The organism is Sagittula marina, from assembly GCF_014196795.1.
GTDB lineage: Bacteria > Pseudomonadota > Alphaproteobacteria > Rhodobacterales > Rhodobacteraceae > Sagittula > Sagittula marina.
Window position 1 is genome coordinate 446,013 of record NZ_JACIEJ010000003.1, and the last position, 18,965, is coordinate 464,977.

Annotated in this window: 16 protein-coding genes; 6 read left to right on the plus strand and 10 right to left on the minus strand. The window is 61.7% G+C overall.

Translation table 11 applies throughout. The annotated features are described in order from the left end of the window. Window positions 1-29: 29 nt before the first annotated feature. The 9 genes from GGQ68_RS08285 to GGQ68_RS08325 all read right to left on the minus strand — a co-directional run bounded on the left by GGQ68_RS08285 (window position 30) and on the right by GGQ68_RS08325 (window position 7,318). Complete coding sequence (locus tag GGQ68_RS08285) at window positions 30-524, minus strand: TRAP transporter small permease subunit (protein WP_183964849.1); 495 nt, start codon at window positions 522-524, stop codon at window positions 30-32. A 258-nt stretch (window positions 525-782) separates the two neighbouring features. Continuing rightward, window positions 783-1,064, minus strand: a complete 282-nt coding sequence (locus GGQ68_RS08290) for a hypothetical protein (RefSeq protein WP_183964851.1) — start codon at window positions 1,062-1,064, stop codon at window positions 783-785. A gap of 861 nt (window positions 1,065-1,925) precedes the next feature. After that, window positions 1,926-2,297, minus strand: coding sequence for a glyoxalase superfamily protein (locus GGQ68_RS08295; RefSeq protein WP_183964853.1), 372 nt, complete (start codon window positions 2,295-2,297; stop codon window positions 1,926-1,928). Beyond that, on the minus strand, window positions 2,294-2,620 hold the full coding sequence (gene hmuQ, locus GGQ68_RS08300; RefSeq protein WP_183964855.1) for a heme-degrading protein HmuQ: 327 nt from the start codon (window positions 2,618-2,620) through the stop codon (window positions 2,294-2,296). The genes GGQ68_RS08295 and hmuQ overlap by 4 nt, the downstream gene beginning before the upstream one ends. A 10-nt stretch (window positions 2,621-2,630) precedes the next feature. Further along, the gene (locus GGQ68_RS08305) at window positions 2,631-3,395 is read right to left on the minus strand and encodes a ChaN family lipoprotein (protein WP_183964857.1); all 765 of its coding nucleotides are present in this window, start codon (window positions 3,393-3,395) and stop codon (window positions 2,631-2,633) included. 9 nt (window positions 3,396-3,404) lie between these two features. Next, entirely contained in the window at window positions 3,405-4,187 is a 783-nt protein-coding gene (locus tag GGQ68_RS08310) for a heme ABC transporter ATP-binding protein (RefSeq protein ID WP_183964859.1), read from the minus strand. After that, window positions 4,184-5,251, minus strand: a complete 1,068-nt coding sequence (locus tag GGQ68_RS08315) for an iron chelate uptake ABC transporter family permease subunit (protein ID WP_183964861.1) — start codon at window positions 5,249-5,251, stop codon at window positions 4,184-4,186. Before GGQ68_RS08315 ends, GGQ68_RS08310 begins: the two co-directional genes overlap by 4 nt. A gap of 3 nt (window positions 5,252-5,254) precedes the next feature. Continuing rightward, complete coding sequence (locus GGQ68_RS08320) at window positions 5,255-6,160, minus strand: heme/hemin ABC transporter substrate-binding protein (RefSeq protein ID WP_183964863.1); 906 nt, start codon at window positions 6,158-6,160, stop codon at window positions 5,255-5,257. 99 nt (window positions 6,161-6,259) lie between these two features. Continuing rightward, window positions 6,260-7,318, minus strand: a complete 1,059-nt coding sequence (locus tag GGQ68_RS08325) for a hemin-degrading factor (protein WP_183964865.1) — start codon at window positions 7,316-7,318, stop codon at window positions 6,260-6,262. Window positions 7,319-7,515: 197 nt separating this feature from the next. On the opposite strand from GGQ68_RS08325, the gene GGQ68_RS08330 reads away from it, so the two are divergent. From GGQ68_RS08330 to GGQ68_RS08355, 6 genes are all read left to right on the plus strand, one after another. After that, window positions 7,516-9,564, plus strand: coding sequence for a TonB-dependent receptor domain-containing protein (locus GGQ68_RS08330; RefSeq protein WP_183964867.1), 2,049 nt, complete (start codon window positions 7,516-7,518; stop codon window positions 9,562-9,564). 175 nt (window positions 9,565-9,739) lie between these two features. After that, a complete protein-coding gene (locus GGQ68_RS08335; RefSeq protein WP_183964869.1) occupies window positions 9,740-10,180 on the plus strand; it encodes a hypothetical protein in 441 nt (146 codons plus the stop codon). Next, complete coding sequence (locus tag GGQ68_RS08340) at window positions 10,177-10,857, plus strand: MotA/TolQ/ExbB proton channel family protein (protein ID WP_183964871.1); 681 nt, start codon at window positions 10,177-10,179, stop codon at window positions 10,855-10,857. Before GGQ68_RS08335 ends, GGQ68_RS08340 begins: the two co-directional genes overlap by 4 nt. After that, the gene (locus GGQ68_RS08345; RefSeq protein WP_281374677.1) at window positions 10,850-11,227 is read left to right on the plus strand and encodes a biopolymer transporter ExbD; all 378 of its coding nucleotides are present in this window, start codon (window positions 10,850-10,852) and stop codon (window positions 11,225-11,227) included. The genes GGQ68_RS08340 and GGQ68_RS08345 overlap by 8 nt, the downstream gene beginning before the upstream one ends. Continuing rightward, a complete protein-coding gene (locus tag GGQ68_RS08350) occupies window positions 11,227-11,613 on the plus strand; it encodes an ExbD/TolR family protein (RefSeq protein WP_183964875.1) in 387 nt (128 codons plus the stop codon). Before GGQ68_RS08345 ends, GGQ68_RS08350 begins: the two co-directional genes overlap by 1 nt. Beyond that, entirely contained in the window at window positions 11,610-12,734 is a 1,125-nt protein-coding gene (locus GGQ68_RS08355) for a TonB family protein (protein WP_183964877.1), read from the plus strand. The genes GGQ68_RS08350 and GGQ68_RS08355 overlap by 4 nt, the downstream gene beginning before the upstream one ends. 442 nt (window positions 12,735-13,176) lie before the next feature. On the opposite strand, the gene GGQ68_RS08360 is transcribed toward GGQ68_RS08355, so the two are convergent. After that, complete coding sequence (locus GGQ68_RS08360; RefSeq protein WP_246429300.1) at window positions 13,177-18,540, minus strand: RecQ family ATP-dependent DNA helicase; 5,364 nt, start codon at window positions 18,538-18,540, stop codon at window positions 13,177-13,179. Between the last annotated feature and the right edge of the window lie 425 nt (window positions 18,541-18,965).

Below are 18,965 nucleotides of genomic sequence, written 5' to 3' on the forward strand. Positions count from 1 at the left end.
GAGCGCAATGCTCTCTCCGCCAAGCCCGGTCATTGCACAATCTCCTGACGGCCAAAAATAAGTTTGAGCACTTCGCTGACGCCTTGGATCAAGAGAAGAGCGGCCGCAACGCAAAGAGCTGCCTTGAGCGGATAGATTGGCAGAGCCACCGCGCCGTATGTTGTTTCGCCTTGCGCCCAGGAGGTCGAGGCGAAGTCATAGGAGCGTGTGAGAAAGACCCATGTGAAAGGAAAGAAGAAAATCACGTAGCCGAGAATTTCGACGACACGTTGTACGCCACTCGGAAAACGCTCAAGCAGCAAATCGACGCGCACATGAGCTTGATGCTTCAGCGCGTAAGCCCCGAGCAAAATGAAATAAAAACCGTACAACTGCTTCGACAGATCGAAGGCCCAACGTGTAGGTGCGTTCAGAGCGTACCGCATTATCACGTCATAGATAATAATCGCTGCAAAAAGCACAGCCAAAACAACGACGATGCGACCGACGAATTCGTTGATCGCATCGATAGCCTTGATGATCAAAGTATATCCCCCCCTATAAGGCTTAAGCTGTCGCTGCGTCACCGCGCGATGGCCTGTCCGGTCGGGAGGCTAGACATTTAAAAGGAATAGGAAAAGGCCGACTTACCCTAAATTTACCTTCCGCTACGTCAATTTAGCGAAATCAAATACTTGATGGATCAACCAGTCATCTAATCCTATCTGTCAAAAGATGGATCGCGTACTCCCGGACTGATGAGTGCTCGGCCTCAGCAGCCCTTGGTCCGCCAGATTTCAACATCACATCATCCCGCGGCATTTGCGCGTGGCAGGTTCCTTGCCGAGGTGTTGAGGATTGACGACCAAGACCCAGCGCGGTGGATAGCCAGGTGCCTGAGTGCGGCGGTACGTACAGCCGTCTGCCGTCGTCATGTAATTGCCAGCCACCGGCGCGACATAGCCTTGAGAGCCGATATAGGGCTGCCCCTGCGCAAGGATGAGGTCTTTGGGAGTGTGGGCCTCTGTCGAGGTCAGCGCAGCCAGTCCCAGAACGGCGTGGGCGAAAATTGTCGTGAAAGCCATGGAAAGCTCCTGTGATTGCAGTTCGATCGGGAAAGACTTCGACCAAGAATCCGGCGCAATCTTGTGTCGTTACCGGCAGGAGTATGGCGAGTGAATATGTTTTTAGCGTTTAGGCTGGTGCCCGAAACCGAGTCTGGAGGCGCTGTTCTCGTCCTGCCATACAAAAATCTTGAGACTGCAGTTTCGCCTTTGCGACAAGAAAAGCCAAAGACGGCACAGGATCGCGCGGACCAAAGCCAGCAGATCGTCTAGCGAGACCAGCAGTGTTGTGGGCAAGGTCGCCGACAATCTCGTCTGAAGGCGTTTGCGGCGTGTGGCCGAAGTCCTCGACATTCTAGCGATGCCGCCTTTTGTAGATGGTCTGCTCCGCGTCCCCGAAACGCCCGCCCTACTGGGTCGCAGTCCCTTGGCTCGCCAGTAGGGCGGACCGGACTTCCCGAGGCGTCGCGGCTTCCTTGTGAAGATGGATCAGCCTGGCCCCACTACGTCCCGAACTTCATCAGAACCGATCTTGCCATGAATAAGGCCGATCACGGAGGGCTAATGTGACCATCCTAGATGGAACACCTAAGGGCCTGACTGCCCAAATGCTGGTAATCGACCTGTCGGGAATGAGATCACGGCGCGTGCATATCCCTAACAAGGCCATCACCCCCGCCGGATGCATATGAGCGGCTTCCCAGAACATGCCAGATATCATTTGTGAAAAGCAGACCCTACCTAGATATGAGTCGGCAGCGACAGCCGACCTGATCCCCTAAGGACCTGCCGCGCAGTATGACCGCATGTCCCTTCCGAGCCCAATTCGTTGGATGGAAATGACCGCTGTCGTTCTTGACCTGTAGCCTCGTTGATGTGGCGTTAGTCCGCGGTCTCTTTCTGGTCGAGAAAGCGCAGCCGGTTGCCGAATGGATCCGTTACGGACATCTCCAGACCCCAGGGCTGCAGATCCAGACCCGGGCGCATGTTGGGATTTTCCGGAAGCGCTGCGTGAAACGCCCGCAATCCTTCAACATAAACCAGCGCGGTCGATCCGGGCGTGGCATCGCCGTGATGCTCGCTCAGGTGCAGGTGAAATGTGCCCAGACGCAGAAAGGCATAGAGCGGCGCGCCCGGGTGGAAGCGGTGCTCGCCCTCCCAGTCGAACTGGAGCCAGTCGACGTAGAAGGCGCGCGCCAATGCCGCATCAAAGCTACGGAACACCGGCGCGCTGTGGCTGACACGAAGGGTCACGCGGGTAGCTTGGCGTCGATGTGCTGGATCGCGGTGAACCCTTCAAAGCGCGGCGCTCCCTCGTGCAGCTTGCGCGTATGGCCCGCGCGGGCGTGGGCGGCGCGGAATGCCTCGCTGGTGGTCCAGGCGCGGAACTGCGCCTCCGTCTGCCAGACTGTGTGCGAGGCATAAAGAATGCGGCCGTCCGTCTCGGCGCCCTTCAGCATGTGGAAGGAAACGAAACCGTCCATGTCCTGAAGGCGGCTCTCACGGCTCAGCCAAAGCTCTTCAAACTCTGCGGCATTTTCCAGCGGCACGGTAAAACGGTTCATGGCAATATACATGGGAATTTCCTCAGTTGGATGTCAGGGAATTGCAGGGATCGTCACGCTCTGCAGGCGGCACGATGCGGATATCGTCAAAGGGCTCGCCGCTGTCCGCTTCGACGAAGCCGAGTGTGTAGGTGCTCACATCCGGGGCGGCGCGGCCGATCACCGCAGGAATGCCCCAGTCGGTGCGGGCATGACCATTGCCGGCAATCACGGCGATGGGCGGACCGTAGGTCTCCAGCGCATCGAGCGCTGCCCGGGCAAAGACCGCGTCGCGATAGCGCTGGACCGCGACCATCCCGCCCATCATGTCCAGAGGCATAGCCTCGCAATGCGCCTTGAACTGAAGCTGCATCCGCGCCTCCAGCTGGTCCTCCGGCAGCTCCGTGTCCAGCCCGAAACGTCCAGCCTCCGGCCCGAAGAGCGTGGCGGCCCCGTCGGAATAAACACTGCGCACCGCCTCGCGCGGTGCGGCAGCGCCTACGATGCGTGCGTCGCCCAAACCGGCAAAGATCGGCGCGTAGATTTCGAAGTCGCGCCAACCGCTGGCCTCCCAAGCGTCAGGGATTGCGTCGCGATCAGCGTCGGCCGCGCGCGCATCCTCCGCTGTCAGCATCTCGAAGACGACAGCGGTGGGCTTGAGCTCTCTCAGGGCGGCGGCCTGCCCCAAATGTGCATCCGGATTGTCATGGACTTCGCCCAGAATGACGATATCGGCCACGGGATCAGCCACAGCGGGTATCGCGAGACAGAGCAGCAGGACAGCGGGGATGGAGGCATTGATGGGCATTGTTATCCTTCAGGCAGTGGCCGCGTGCGGCAGAATATAAGGTGTTCCAACGGGTGGCGGCGCCGAAACGCGCAGGTCACAGCCATAGGCACGCGACAGGATGCCATCGCTGAAGACCTCGCGCGGCGTGCCAAAAGCCAGACGCTGCCCCTCCGCCAGCACAGCGACACGGTCGGCGAACATCGCGGTGAGGTTCAGGTCATGCATGACGGCGATCACTCCCCCGCCCGCGCGGGCGAAATCGCGGGCGATTTCCATGACCTGCAACTGATGCGCGATATCGAGGCTTGAGACCGGTTCGTCCAGCAATAGCCAACGGGGACGCCCGTCTTCGATCGGGGACCAGACCTGCGCCAGCACGCGGGCCAGCATCACCCGCTGCGCCTCGCCGCCTGAGAGTTCCTGAAAGGTCCGTTCGGCGTAGTGAGCAAGGCCGACCCTGGCCAGCGCCTGCATCGGCACTTCAGGGCGATCCCCGGCGGTGCCCGCCTGCACACCCAGCCGCACGACTTCGAGCACTGTGAAAGGAAAGGCAAGCCTTGAGGCCTGCGGGAGCACGGCACGCTCGGACGACAGCTCCCAAGGCTGCAACCCGTCGATCTCGCGCCCGTTCAGCGTGACGCGGCCCGCGTATGGCAGCGACGCGGTCAGCGCCCCAAGAAGCGTCGACTTGCCCGATCCATTCGGCCCGACGATGGCGGTGAATTCGCCTGGCTCTGCGCGCAGCGACACGCCGCGCAACGCTTCGCGCCGCCCGTAGAAGACACGAATATCCTCAGCAATCAGGCTCATAAATCCACCATTCCGCGTCTCTTCAACAAGATCCAGAGAAAGACCGGCGCGCCAAGCACGGCGGTGACGATGCCGATGGGCAATTCGGCCGGGGCGATGACAACGCGGGCAATCACATCGGCAAGAATAAGCAACGTCGCGCCCAACAGCGCCGCATTGGGCAAGAGCGTACGGTGATCGGGACCCGAGGCAAGGCGCAGAAGATGTGGCACAACAATGCCGATAAAGCCGATCCCGCCCGCGACGGCAACGGCTGCTCCCGTGGCTCCGGCGACCGTCAGGATCGCAATGGATTTCATCCGTTGCACGTCGATGCCGATATGGGCGGCTGTGGCCTCTCCCAGCGCCAGCCCGTTCAACCCGCGTCCAAGGGTGAGCGACGCGGCAAGCGCCAGCATGACCAGCGGCCCGGCGGCCAGCACCTTGGCCCAGCTCGCGCCCGCGAGCGACCCCAGCCCCCAGAACGTCAGGTCGCGCAGCTGGTTGTCGTCCGCGATATAGACCATCACCCCAGACAGCGCGCCCGCCAATGCGGCAAGCGCGATGCCCGCCAAAAGCATCGTCGCCACCGAGGTGCGCCCGTGCCGGGTGGCGACCTTGTAGAGCAGGAGCGTCCCGCCCCAGCCCCCGAGAAAGGCGGCGATCGGCACGAGGTATGGCCCGACCAGTCCTGCGAGGCTAAGAGGCAGAAGCCCCCCCAACACGATAGCAAGGATCGCGCCGAGGCCCGCGCCCGCGCCAACACCGACAATGCCGGGATCGGCCAGCGGATTGCGGAAGAGCCCCTGCATCACCGCGCCGGAAACGGCCAGCGCCGCGCCGACAAGCGCGCCCATAGCCAGCCGGGGCAGCCGGATGTCGAACAGAACGACCCGCTCCATCTGGCTCAGATCCTGGCCCTGCGCCAGCTTGGCCAGCAAGGTCGTCAGGCGCACGTCGGTCGCTCCGATCTGCAGGCTCAGCGCACAGGCGACCAACAGAGCAGCCGCCAGCAATCCGTGCAGCGCACGGGCCCGCGCCACCCGGTCTCGCGGCGGGATGAAGCTGTCGGTTATAACCGCCACCGCTCAGGCCCCTTCGCCATAGATCGCCGCGTTGAGATCGCGCACAGCTTCTGCCGTGCGCGGGCCGAAACCAAGCAGCAGCAGCGCGTCCATCCGCACGACGGAGCGTGTCTGCGCCGCCGGGGTCAGGCGGATCGCGGGCATCTCGAAGAGGGAATCGTCATCCGCGCCATGGTTGCCCCCGCGTTTCATCATCAAGATGACATCGGGCGCGGCCAGGCCCACTGCTTCGTCGGTGATCTGCTTGTAGCCGTCGTATTCGGTCACCGCGTTGACGCCGCCCGCCATGCGAATGATCGCATCCGCCTCCGTGCCGGTGCCACTTGCGTTGATTTTGCCGCCCTCGGTCGACAGCACGAAGAGCACGCGCTTCTTCTCTGCCTCGGGCCGCTCGGCATCGCCAATTGCCGAAGCGAGCGCCTGCCCGACCTCGTCCTTGAGGTCACTGGCCTTGTCGGGCACGTCGAGCGCCGCGCCGATCACGTCGATCTTGCGCAGGATCCCTTCGGCATCGAGCGCGTTCGGCACCTCGACGAAGTCCACATCCGCCGCGCGGATCACATCAAGAGCCTCCATCGGGCCCGCGCCTTCCTCGGAGAGGATGAGCGAGGGGCCGACAGAGAGCACGCCTTCGGGCGACAACGCGCGTATGTATCCCACGTCAGGAAGCGCCGTTATCTCGGGCGGATAGCTGGAGGTCGTGTCGCGCGCTTTCAGCCGATGCTGCTCGCCCAGCGCAACGACGATTTCTGTCACCGAACCGCCGATGGAGAGCACATCGGCATGGGGGGTCGGCACGCCCGTGCTTTGTTGCGCGCTGACGTTCAGCGGGACCAAGGCCCCGAAGATAGACAACAAGAGCCCACTACAAGCCGCGAAACCACCGGATTTACCTGCCTTGCAAAACATCGCTTCAATCCCTTTCTTGTATCACCGGCATGCTACTGCTGCCGTTATCCTTGCATCTGTAGCTATCCGGCCAGAGATGGCTGCATCCGTATGTCGTGGTCACGCATCAACGCTTTCAGCGATGGGAAGCGCCTCCACGATCCGCGTCCATTCGGCGCGTGAATCGCGGCCTTCCTTGCCAAGACCGAAGACCTGGAAAATGATCCCGCCCTCGGCGTCGAATGCCTCGACCGAGACAGCCGGTCCGCGCTGGGTCGGCTTTTCGACGGCCCAGACCTCCGCCACCTTGTCGAGCCGCAAGTGCAGGTTGAAGCCGGGATCCATGATGTTCTGCCATGGCCCCATGGGCTTGAGCGTCTCGACCTTGCCGTTGTGGATCTGGATGCAGCCGCGATTGCCGACAAAAATCATCACCTCGATGCCAGCCGCCTGTACCGCCTGCAGCATGGCATTGGCCGCAGATGGCCGCAGCGCCCTTACGAACGGCGCGCCTGCGATGCGATAAGCGCCCAGACGGTTCATCTTGAGCTTGGAACACAGGCGCAGGAACTGGTGTGTATCGGTGAGCTTGGCCCATTCGGCGCGCAGCACATCGACCTTGTCGGGGCGGGCCTTCGCCGCCTCAGTCGGCGTGCGGGGTGCGACCTCCTGGCCTTCGGACTGATCGTCCAGCGCAAGCTCCGCCACGATCCCGTCCCACAGGTCATGGTTTGATCCGGCACGAAGGTGGATCTTGTGAACCGCGTCGCCCGCAGCATCGAAGATCTGCAACGAGCGACGCGTGGCCTGCTCTGCCTCTGACTTTGTTTCGACCGCGTAGGCATGGACCCAGTGCGAAGGGAAAATTCGCAGGTCGATCTCCTCCGTCAGGGTCATCGCGGCGTGTTCGCCCGAATGGTAATTGCCGTAGGTGCCGACCTTTTCGTGCACACAGGCGCCGACACGGGTCAATGCCATGACCTCGCCCAGCCGTTCGGCGGCGGGAACGATCAGGTCCGGATGGGCTGCGATTCGTGTTGCGCCCTGACCGATTCTGGCAGCCACGAGCTGCGCCTCGGAAATTCCCATGGCATCTGCGGCATCGCGGGCGCGCAGCTTTGGATTGTCTGCCAGAAAGGCACGAATGGCGGAAGGGTCGTATTGGGTGTGCTGCGTCATGGGCGTCCTCGGAGGGTTTATGTTTCCGATGGCTGCGCCCGGAGGGAAGCGGTGCGTGGCTGTCTCTAATTACTTGACTGTTTTAGTTTGATAAGGTTAACGCTGCAACCCATCGCGATAATGGGTATCGCAAAATTATCAAAACCGCCCCGCAAGCCTTCGCAAGCCATGGCAAGAAACACACGAAGGATGCGCCAATGCTTACCTCTCTGATGCGCGGCACGACCGCACTTGTTTGCCTCTCACTGGCCATGCCGGCCATGGCGCAGAACAGCGACCCCGGCTTTCTCGGAACACTGATTCTCACCGCCGGCAAGCGCGACCTCAGCTTTGGCACAGCGCTGTCCCGAACGGTCGTTGACGAGGAAGAAATCAAGGACCGGCAAGCCAGCACTGTGGCGCAGCTCGTTGATTCGGTGCCCGGTGTCACGCTGGTCAACGGCACCACGCCACAGGGTTCGGGGATCAACATCCGTGGCTTTGGCGCCAATACGACCTACGGCAGCGACCAGAAGATCGCCGTGATGATCGACGGCGCCACCGTCGGGTCCGAGGAGATCTACCGCATCGGGACACAGCTTTTCACCGATCCGCTCCTGTATCGTCAGGCGGAGGTTCTGCGTGGGACCATCGGCAGCTTTGCCTATGGATCAGGCATCGTTGGCGGTGTGGTGAAGCTGGAAACAAAGGATGCCTCGGACTTCACTGGCGGCGTACCGGGCTTTGGCGGCTCGCAAACGCTTGAATACAGCTCGAACGGCGATGGCTATGCCTCCTCGACCAGTCTGGCGTGGATGCCGGCGGAGGGCGCTGAGTTCCTCTTCAACTATACGCTGCGCGATCAAGATGACCTGACCGCCGGAGACGGAAACACGATCGGCAACAGCGCCTTCCGCACCCCCTCTTATCTCGCCAAGGCGAAGTTCACCTTCGGCGAGGACGACGCCCAGTCGCTGACTTTCAGCCATTCCCGCACAGTGGCCGATGACAAGGACGTGCCCTACGATCAGTTCCAGACCTCTGCCGACTCCTTCGGAAGCGTGGACCGGGTAACGGATACGGCGCAAAGCACGCTGCAATACCGCTTCAACCCCGTGAACGATCTGATCGATATGACCGCGACGCTGTCCTATGCCGACCAGCAGATCGACACGACCTATATCGACGGCAGTTCGTCCTTCCAGTTCGGTACCGCGGAAGACTTCTGTGCCAGCGCCTTCACCGGGGTGGTCTGTGCCGACAATCGTTACGAAACCACGAAGCTCACGATTTCCAACCGCGCGCTGTTCGGCACCGGCATGGTTCAGCACGACATGCTGGCCGGGGTTGAGGCCATCCGAAAGGAGCGGCTGGATGCGGCATCGGCACCAGGCGGCACGGATCGCCGGCTCGCAGCCTTCGTCGTGGACGAGATGACCATCGGGCAGGTCACCGTCACGCCTGCGTTGCGGTATGAATCCTCGCGGCTCGAAAGCTCCGAAACGCTGGCCGGTGTAAAGCAGACCTACGAAAAGGATGCGCTCATGGGCGGGCTCGCGTTGGGCTACGAATTCGGCAACGGTGTCTCGGTCTTCGGCTCGGCCGCCTATACCGAGGGTCTGCCGCTGATCGACGATCTGGCCGCCACCGCCACATCTCAGCGCCGGTTGGACATGACGGAGAAGTCCAGGACCTTTGAATTGGGCGCGGCCTATACCGGGACGGATGTCTTTGCTCAGGGCGACAGCCTGACGCTGCGCGGCAACCTCTACAATACAGAACTTTGGGACATCACCACCTACACCGCTGTGGGCGACACCACGAAGGACCTTGACCGGGTGGAAACCAAGGGGGTCGAGCTGGAAGCGTCCTATGGCATGGCTTCGGGTCTGTATTTCGACCTCGCCGGCCATGTGGGCGAAGGCACGGAGTTCGACCCCGATGGCAGCAGCGCCACGTGGCGCAACAGCGCGTCGGACCGTGTGCAACTGGGCATCGGCAAGAAGTGGGACGACCGTCTCGACCTGAGCTGGGAAGTCGTTCATGCCGATGACCGCCGTGATGCCACCGGCACCGACCTGTCGGACGTCACGGTCCACAATTTGCGCGCCACATGGCGGCCCGCCGATGTCGCATGGATGAAGGGTTCGGAAGTGCGGTTCGGAATCGAAAACGCGCTGGATCGCGACTACGTCGGCCATCTGTCCTCGGCCACACGCAAGGCGCCTGGGCGTACCTTCAAAGTGGCGCTCACCAAGTCGTTCTGAAGCACGCTGGACCGGGGGGGCACCCCCTCCGGTCCACTTAACAAACTTATTTGTCGCGTTAAGGCTTGACCTGAAGCGCAGCCCGTCTCAGGCCTTCCTGGTCAGTCAACCCGGCGGGAACGCCCCTTGCCACGGTGCCAGCCATATACCCGACCTCATGCAGGAGACCGCCAGAATGCCACGTTCATTGACCTCGCTTCTTGCCGTGACCACCATCGCGCTGCTGGCCTTGCCCGCCCAGGCGCAGGAGGATGCGTCCGACAAGCTGACCATCGAATTGAATTCCGTCGAAGCGCAGGACGGCAATTGCCGCATGAGCTTTGTCGTTCTGAACGGTTTTGACTCCGACCTGAAATCCGCTGTCTTCGAAGCGGTGCTTTTCGACAAGGCCGGCGCGGTGGACCGGATGACCCTGTTCGACTTCGGGTCGCTGCCGGCAACGCGCACGCGGGTCCGGCAATTCGTGGTGCCGCAGCTGGCCTGCGACAGCCTCGGGCAGGTATTGTTCAACGGTGCGCAGACCTGCGAAACGGATACAGAAGCGAGCACCGCGCAAGATGTCTGCGGCAAGGCACTGAACCTGCGCTCGCGGATCGACGTGGAGGTGATCGGATGATGATGGAATTGCGCAATGCAATCGAGCGGATCTACGACCTTGGCGGGCCAGTCGTGCTTTTGCTCTGCGCCATGTCGGTCGTGGTGTTTTCGGTGGTTCTCTACAAGCTGTGGCAATTCCAGGCGGCTGGCGTCGGGCGACACAAAGCGCTTGGGCAAGCGGTGGCGGCATGGGACGGTGGTGATCGGTCCCTCGCGCGACAGCACCTCGAAAGGTCGACAAGTTACCTTGCGCCCGTGATCGCCATGGCCATGGACGGGCAGCAGGACGGCGCGCGGCTGGAGGCAGAGGCGGAGATACGCTTTGCCCGGCTGGAGCGTGGCTTCCGGCTGCTCGATTCCGTGGCGCAGCTGGCACCCCTCCTAGGGCTTTTCGGTACGGTGCTCGGCATGATCTCCGCCTTTCAGGCCTTGCAGGAGGCGGGCAGCCAAGTCGATCCCTCCATTCTGGCCGGCGGCATCTGGGTGGCGTTGCTGACGACAGCGGTTGGTCTGGCCGTGGCCATGCCCACGTCGGTCGTGCTCAGCTGGTTCGAGGCGCGGATGGACAAGGAGCGCGTGCTGGCGGGGCAATCTCTGCGTACGATCCTGTCGCCCGCCGAAAAGGATCAGGGGCGGGGCACACAGCAAGGGCGCATGCCCGAACCGGTTGAGACGCGCGGGCCGTCCCATGCGTAAACGCACCCGACGTCGCAGGCTCTCGATGACCTCTTTGATTGACGTCATCTTCCTGCTGCTCCTGTTTTTCATGCTGAGTTCGACGTTTACCCGTTTCTCCGAGGTCGAGCTTTCGGCTGCCGGAGCCGGTGGTGCCGCGGCGGCGTCCAGCGACGCGCCGCCGTTCTTTCTGCGCCTGGGGCCTGAGACGCTGGACATCAATGGCCGTACCGTGGCGCTCGACACGCTTTGCGGCGGTTTCGGAGAGACGCAGGAGCCCGTCGTGCTGATCGCTCTGCGGGAGGCTGTCAGCGCGCAACGGCTGACGGACCTTTTGGTGGCCCTGCGGCAGGTGCCCGGGGCCAAGATCACGGTACTGGAGCAATCCTGATGCAACGTCGACGCCGCACATCCGACCGCGAACCCACCACCGCGCTCATCAATATCGTCTTCCTGATGCTGATCTTCTTCCTGGTCGCAGGCACCCTCGCGCAACCGCTGGGCAAGGACCTGACCCTTGTGCGCACCGCAGACCTCGACAGGCAGAACCCGGCGAATGCGCTGGTCGTGCATGCGGACGGCCGGATGACCTATCGCGGGGCCGAGGTCGCCTCCGCCGAGGCGTATGTGGCCGGCCTGACCGAGGAAGAGCGCGTCCGTGTACGGATCGTGCCGGACCGCGACCTGCCAGCGAAGGAACTGGTGCAACTGGGCCGCGCGCTTCGCACAGCCGGGGCCGAAAGCGTGGTCCTGGTGACAGAAAGGGGGCTGGAATGATCGCACACTCTCATACGGTGAAACTCGCGGCGGCTCTCGTCGCGGCCAGCGCCCATGCCGCGGTCGCGCTGGCGCTCCTGACCGGCGAGCCTGTCCAAACCGAAGGTGCGTCGGGCAGTTCCGAGGTGCAGCTGGGCGCGTCCTTCGCGGATCTCGTGGCAGGGACAATGCACGCCGCGGAGACGGAGGATCTGCTGGAGCCGACAGTGGCGGCGAAGCCGCCTGCCACAGCTCCGGACAAGGCGCGCCCCTTGGAAAGGGCCGAGACTGAGCCGCTCCCGCCTGCCGACAAACCTGAGGCCGCGCAACCCCAGCGTCCCCAATCGATCCCGAGCGAAACGCCGCGCGAAAGTACCAAGGTCATGCCCGAGGCGATAGTTTCCGCGCCGCTTGATACCTTGAGCAGTATTGCGCTCACTCCCTCTGAACAGGCACGATCCGAGCCTCTTCCGGAGCGCATCGCCGCTTTGCCCGTGCAACCTTTGCAGGCGGTGCGGCCTGAGACCTCCGCAACCGGTCCCTTGGCGGAGACGCCACCCGCGGCTGAGACTACGCCAGACATAACTCCCGAGGCTGTGACTGCGTCCGTCTCCGGCGAGTCCCCGACCCATGCAAGCGTGGCACGGTCCTTGCGCCCGCCACCCAAGCGCACTGCGGCCTTCGAGGAAACGGTCGCCCCAAAGGCCAAGGCCTTTGAAGCCAAGCAGCGCGCAGCCCGCTCCGCAAGGACAAAGACGCCCGCCGCAGCCCCGCGCGGCAATGCAAAGCAGAACGCCCGCGCCGGCTCGACCAAGGGGTCTCGCGCGGCGACCAACCGCCAAAGCGGGTCCGGCGGCAGCAAGCAAAAGGCGACGGGCAATGCCGCCGCAAGCAACTATCCCGGGGTGGTCATGTCCTGCGTGTCGCGGGCAGGAAGACCCAGTGTGTCCGGTGGCGGCACAGTCCGTGTATCGTTCAGCGTGAGCAGCAGTGGTCGGATTACCGGCGTCGGTCTGGCCGGTCGCTCGGGCAATGCTGCGCTCGACCGCGTGGCGGTTCAACTCATCCGCCGTGTCGGCTCCTGTCCGCCGCCCCCACCGGGCGCGCAGCGCAGTTTTTCCATAAGCATCGCCGCGCGGTAATTTCGCTTACTGTATAGACTACGTTTCAGGATGACCGATGGCGGTTATTCCCTGCCCCTATCTCGGCATCTTCCGCGGGCGTCCCGGCAAAACAGTGGCCATGAAGCGCCGGATCAAGGCTTTGATTGATCGGGCTATTCTCGGGCGCCAGAAGCAGGCTCTCATGGAGGAATTCCGGTCCGATATAGCCAAGGATGCGACAAAATTTATTTCCAGACCGGTTAGGTGCTCGGCACCCTGCCCCCTCACAGAGTGTGGCGCTCAAACTTCGCATGGACAACTTACCCTGACAGTAGTCGCCCCTCGCAACGTCGAACACCAATCCAATGCTGGCCGGTGTTGAAGCAACTCAGCTGAATTCCAAGTGATGGGGCCTCAACCCAGAACTGCGGCGGCAAAACAGGGCCGACGGTTTGCCGCGTCGCTGTCAACGCGGACGACCTCAAGCATGCGTAATTCGGCTATCGCTATTCATAGGTCGATGGCCGGGGAACGCTTCCTCGAAGCCCTGCACCATCGCCTTGTAGCTAAGGCCCAATGCAGACATCTTGCAAAGTTCGCGCCCATCGGTCCCGTCTTTGAGCACAAGGCCTCCACCCTTGGGGGCCACTTCAAAGCCACGCTCTTTGAAACTAGCGATAAATTCGTCCCACGACCCGCTTTCGCTATAGATGCGCTGCGCAAGCTCGCTGAGTGCGAACAAATTATCGGACTTGGCAGTTCTCACAAACTGCGCAGCACCGGCCTCCGAGCAATCAGCAGGGTTGGCCTGAACGACAACACTCCCGACAGCTTTGTCGGCCAACGTCTCTGCAGGGGCAACTTGGCCCGGAGGAGCAAAAACCAGCTCAGGCAAAACGGTCTCCCACTCGTCTCGACGCGCATAGTGCGCGTATTGCTCGTCGCCATCCGATTTGCGCCACTGGACCACAGCTCCAACTGCACCGGAGAGCAAGACCTGCCCCGGCGGATGCTCCCATGCCTTCGACATGCGCCCCAGAAGGCGGCCGTGACGGTCCAGAAGCTCCCAGTTGGGAGCATGATAGTTCAGGTGCAGCGGATCACCGACCCGGCACTCTTTGATTGCACGGTGAACTTCGTTCCGATCCCCTTGCCGTCCGGGATATGACAGGTCCGAATGCTTGAGGTTTGGCAAATGGTAGACCTTCGAAGATAGACCTGCAGCCGGGGAAAGGGGTCTGAGCTGTCTCTCAACCACGGAGGAACTGCCGGGCTTCAGGAGGGCATGCTCCCCCGCTGTCATGACGATCAGGCTTTTCTTGGCACGCGTCATTGCCACGTAGAAAAGTCGGCGTGGCGCATCACGGTCTTCTTTTTTTGATGCCCTGTCCCATCCGCCATCCAGAATAGCAACATGATCGAACTCGAGCCCCTTGGCCCGATGTGCTGTCAGCAGGAGCAGCCCACGCTGCTCGCCCCGTGTTTCACGCGACCATTCGGCCACCCATTCGATGATATCGGGAACTGGCATCGTCTTGGTCTTCAGCTCTTTCGCCAGTTCGGCGATGCCTTCTGCCAACAGGTCGACCCACTTGTTGCCCGACTGCTCGTTAAGGAGGTCGATGATGTCGGCAACGCCCAGCAGCTCTCCCTGTCGCCGACGAAGACTTGCCACCAGCGCCTGTGTCTCGCGCAGTCGCCAGATGTTCGGCAGGTCCTGGTTGGCCATTTCGACCTTGATACCCTGCTTTTCAGCATAGGTCCGGACCGCGCCAAGCCTCTTCCAGTCGCGGGAGATGATGGCTGTACTGGCCCAGGACCAATCCGGATCCAGTTTCGACAGCCGCATCATCTCGTCGACGGCAGCGATCGCCTGGGGCCCGTCGCCCGCGGGAACATTCAGCAGCTGAACCCTGCCCTGCCCCACACTATCCGCCTGTGCGAGGACACCGCCCTCAGGATCACGCCTGCGATCCGCGTTGATCCTGATCTCGTGGTCCAGCTTCATCCGATCCGGTGCCGCCGAAATCACCGCGTTGGACGCTGCAATGATATGGTGGGTCGACCGGTAGTTCTCGACCAGGAACGCCGGCCGCGCCTTGTAGTCCTCTTCGAACTTGCGAATGAACCCGACGGAGGCTCCGTTGAAGGCATAGATGTTCTGATCATCATCCCCCACAGCGAACAGGCTGAGCTTCAGGTCGGCATCCTCCAGAGATCTTCCCGCAATCGCGGAGATAAGCTGATACTCTTCCGGTCCAATGTCCTGGTACTCGTCCACAAGGATCCAGCGATAGCCCTGGATCAGCGTGTCCCGCTGCGCCTCGGCTTCGGATTTCGACAGACCTTCGCCCTCCAGCTGGCGCACCGCTTCCATCACGATGTCATCGAAGTCCTTACTGTCAGCACGCTGGCCCACGAAGCTGGCTCCGACCAGCTTCATCGCCATCGCGTGGCAGGTGCAGACCGTGACGCCGATGGCGTCGTCCCCGACCAAAGCGCGCAACCGCACGCGGATTTCGGCCGCAGCGTGCCTATTGTAGGCGAGGACCAGAATGCCCCGCGGGTCCTCGCGTTTCATGCGCAGCAGATAGGCGATCCGATGAACCAACACACGAGTCTTGCCTGATCCCGGCCCCGCAAGGACCAGGACATTCGTCCGGTCCCGGTCATCTGTCACGATTTCCTGCTGCCCCTTATTGCCCAGCTTCTCTACGATCGCCTCCCAGGAGGCACTGGTGGTCTGGCGTCGCACCTCGCGGCCCATGCCAGGCATCCACCGCTTCATGAACTGCTCTTTGTTGAGCAGAAAATAGTCCTCGGACAGACGTTCCGCATCGTTCTTCGACCGCAAACCGGTTTCAGCGTAAGCCGCCATGACATGGGTCTGGAGTGTCTGTTCCCCGTAATGATCCTCCAGCGGCGTGAAATGCGTTTGGGTGAACTGGCCACCGGCCGGATCGATATAAACCGTGATGGCAGAGCGAAACACCGTCAGCCCCTTGCCAAGCGTCAGCACCCCTTGCTCATGCAGCCACAACAGGGCTCGTTCCATCAGCTTGGTCATGTCGCGCACGCCGCTGGAGTTCAGAAAGGCATCCTGCGTCAACTGTGCCAGAAGATCTCCGATGGTCGTTTCAACCTGAAGATCCTTGCCCCGTACGCCCTTGGCAAGCCGCCCGATGAGATAATTCAGCAGCAGCTCCGCCGCCAGCCTGCGCAGCCTTGCCGTTTCTTCAACCGTCTTCCAAGGACGTACCAGGGTCACCATCAATGTGTTGCGGCTGGCTTTGCGCAAGGAGATATTCCCGCGCCCGCCATCCTGGCTTCGGCCATCTTGGGCGATGCCTCGTACCAGCTTGTCGACCGCATCAGGTCTCACATCGGGATGGCCCTTGTCCCGAAGGCTCTGACAGGTCTCCGCAAGGTTCAGCGGCGCAGGGGCGCGGTCGTCCAGATCCGGCGAGAGTTCCTGCATCAGGGCAATCAGGTCGGACTCCAATGAAGACGCCAGAGCCAGATTGTGCATCGAGGATTTGGCTACGCCCACGTGGACAAAAACCGTCATCGCCACGTCGTTGCGTGAGATGCCAAGCGTTTCCAAAGTCGCCATGGCCTTTGGCAACGCACCGGGTGATATCCCCGCGACACCGCAAAGCTCATCGGTCGACACGCCCTGGTCAGCCGGTGCCGACACCAGATGCGCCACGATGGCCATAAGTTGCTTGCGATGCGCCGACGTAAGGTCTGCCTCGGCCAACCGCTTCTTCGCCTCATCCACTGACCGCACCCGCAAGGAAGACGGGAACACCTGAACCCGGTTCTCCTCTCGGGAAACAAGATGCGCTTCCTCCAGCCAGGACACGGCAGTCTTCACCCGGGTGTCATCTGTTGCGCTGTCTCGCTCGAACTCCAAGTCTTTCTCGGATCTCACGATTTCACCCGACGTCGCAACGATCTTGCCGGTTTTCTTGGTGCGTTCATCGATCCGGCGCAGCGCCTTGAGGATCGCTCCGATTTCATGCCGGGCGAGGCGCGAACTGGCTGTCAGGCGGAACTGGCGCTCCACGTCGTCAGCGGCAAACAGCAGGACGCAATGGGCATCCTCCCGGTCCCGTCCTGCGCGTCCGGCCTCCTGAAGGTAGTTTTCCAAAGACCCCGGGATATCGGCATGGACGACCAGCCGGATGTCCGGCTTGTCGATCCCCATGCCGAAGGCATTCGTCGCGGCGATCACGCGCAACGCGCCTACCCGAAATTGTTCCTGAACGGCCTGCTTGTCATCAGCGCTCATTCCGGCATGGAAATGCGCCGCGTCCACGCCCTGCGATTTCAGAAATTCGGCCACCCGCTCGGTTTCCTTGCGCGACGAGCAATAGATCACGGCTCCGGAGCGCCCCTCGGCAGGCAGCAGTTCATCGAGGACACTCATGACGTCGGATAATTTGGACGCCTTGTTCGTCGGTCGCACTTCGAAAGCCAGGTTTGTCCGCGAGGCGCCCCCGTCAAGTGGCAGCAATTCGATCCCGGCCTTGGTCTGGAAGTGCTCGACGATATCTGCAACCACCTCGGGCTTTGCGGTCGCCGTGAGGCAGAGCACAGGCGCAGGTGACTGATCCCCGGAGAACTCCTTTATGAAGCGACCGAGGTAGCGGTAGTCCGGCCGGAAATCATGCCCCCATTTCGACACGCAGTGCGCCTCGTCGATGGCCCAGAGGCCGACCTCACGCTGCGCCAGAACGCTGCGGATCGAGGTGCTGCGGAGCTGTTCGGGAGAGATGATGAGGATCCCGGCGTCGCCCATCCGGACCTTGTCGAGCGCATCCTGACGTTCCGGCATGGACATCATGCCGTTGATCGTGACCGAGCATGAGATACCGGCGCGTTCCATCCCCTGAACCTGATCCGCCATCAATGCGACAAGTGGTGAAATGACAACTGTCAGTGCCCCGATCTTGTCGAACCGTGACAGCGCCGGCACTTGGTAGCACAGCGATTTGCCCGTCCCCGTCGGCAAGATCCCCAGCAGGCTGTTGCCTGACATCGCTTCGTCTACGATGCGTTCTTGCAACGGGCGCCCCTCCGGGTCTACCGGCTTGGGGCGGAAACTGGGAAACCCGAACCATTTTTCTAGCGCGCGCACTGGATCGTTCTGCTCGGCGCACCAACCGCAGGTCGGATCCTTGCAGGAGGTGTCCCGCAAATGCCTGACGATCAGCGAGGCCTCGCGGAACTGCGCCCGGACCCAAGGTGGCATGACGGAATCGCCGCCTGCCACAGTGATCCAGGACAGCGCATAGGCCATCGGCCAGCCATTCTGAGGGCTGCTCAGGCGTCGCAGCGTCTGTTCGACACGCAATCCGCAGGCGCGCGCCTCAAGTAGCCGCATGATCGCAGCACTGGCCTCGTCATAGCTTGGACAACTCCGGCCGCGCACGTAGGAAAACACTGCATCAAAGCCGCCGGCGCGTTCCATTCGCGTGGTCAGATAGTGGAATGCAGCCAATGCGTCAGGCTCGACCTCCAACATCTTTGCAAAGGCATCCAGCTGATTGGCGAGCACCTCGAACACAAGACGCGCGTCCAACTCAGGATCATTCACATGCCCGGAGGCCAGGCGTCCGTCATGATAGTGCTTCACAAGGTGGTGGTACGGGTTCCGCGGGAAGGCCAACGGGTTCAGCCACAGCGTGTCGATTGGCGCCTGAGTGAGCTTGCCGATACCGGGCCGCCTCGCGAGAAGATGCTCCAGGTCGTGCTTCAGTATGTTGTGGCCAATCGAATGCGCGACATCACCAATCTGCGCCTCGAGCTGGTCAAGAAATCCCTCGGAAATCCCTCCCATCGTTTTCAGTGCCGGCCGGTCATCACTCCGCACGGCCGCAAGGCCAAAGATCTTCGCATTGGAAGGATCGACCTCAAGATCGATTGACAGGCACCGTGACAATAGTTTGTTGTGACGCATTTTCATAGACTTATGAATAACGACGAGAAAGCGCCGAACAAAGCCCTAAGATTTATTAACTTACCAATAACGCAATATAGCACCCTGCGGCTGCCTGACCCGACGGGCCCTCACGCAACTGTCGCGTCTCCATTGCTCATTCGTTGTGAGCCGATCGCCATTCCAAAGACTCTGACACGCAGGCCGTGCAACTGCTGACTGTCTCGCTATATCCGCTTGCCGCGCCAAGTTGGATCTGTAACGCATTATTGGCACTATAGGTGCTCGTTCAGGCCACCGTTCCCTCGAAGGCGACAGGGTTTTTC

Bases quoted from the DNA above. Each gene is read 5' to 3' on its own strand.
- GGQ68_RS08360 (WP_246429300.1), bottom strand. From the start codon at position 18,540: ATGGGAGGGATTTCCGAGGGATTTCTTGACCAGCTCGAGGCGCAGATT.
- GGQ68_RS08350 (WP_183964875.1), top strand. From the start codon at position 11,227: ATGCAACGTCGACGCCGCACATCCGACCGCGAACCCACCACCGCGCTC.
- GGQ68_RS08355 (WP_183964877.1), top strand. From the start codon at position 11,610: ATGATCGCACACTCTCATACGGTGAAACTCGCGGCGGCTCTCGTCGCG.
- GGQ68_RS08340 (WP_183964871.1), top strand. From the start codon at position 10,177: ATGATGATGGAATTGCGCAATGCAATCGAGCGGATCTACGACCTTGGC.
- GGQ68_RS08305 (WP_183964857.1), bottom strand. From the start codon at position 3,395: ATGCCCATCAATGCCTCCATCCCCGCTGTCCTGCTGCTCTGTCTCGCG.
- GGQ68_RS08345 (WP_281374677.1), top strand. From the start codon at position 10,850: ATGCGTAAACGCACCCGACGTCGCAGGCTCTCGATGACCTCTTTGATT.
- hmuQ (WP_183964855.1), bottom strand. From the start codon at position 2,620: ATGTATATTGCCATGAACCGTTTTACCGTGCCGCTGGAAAATGCCGCA.
- GGQ68_RS08335 (WP_183964869.1), top strand. From the start codon at position 9,740: ATGCCACGTTCATTGACCTCGCTTCTTGCCGTGACCACCATCGCGCTG.
- GGQ68_RS08325 (WP_183964865.1), bottom strand. From the start codon at position 7,318: ATGACGCAGCACACCCAATACGACCCTTCCGCCATTCGTGCCTTTCTG.
- GGQ68_RS08330 (WP_183964867.1), top strand. From the start codon at position 7,516: ATGCTTACCTCTCTGATGCGCGGCACGACCGCACTTGTTTGCCTCTCA.
- GGQ68_RS08290 (WP_183964851.1), bottom strand. From the start codon at position 1,064: ATGGCTTTCACGACAATTTTCGCCCACGCCGTTCTGGGACTGGCTGCG.
- GGQ68_RS08310 (WP_183964859.1), bottom strand. From the start codon at position 4,187: ATGAGCCTGATTGCTGAGGATATTCGTGTCTTCTACGGGCGGCGCGAA.
- GGQ68_RS08320 (WP_183964863.1), bottom strand. From the start codon at position 6,160: ATGTTTTGCAAGGCAGGTAAATCCGGTGGTTTCGCGGCTTGTAGTGGG.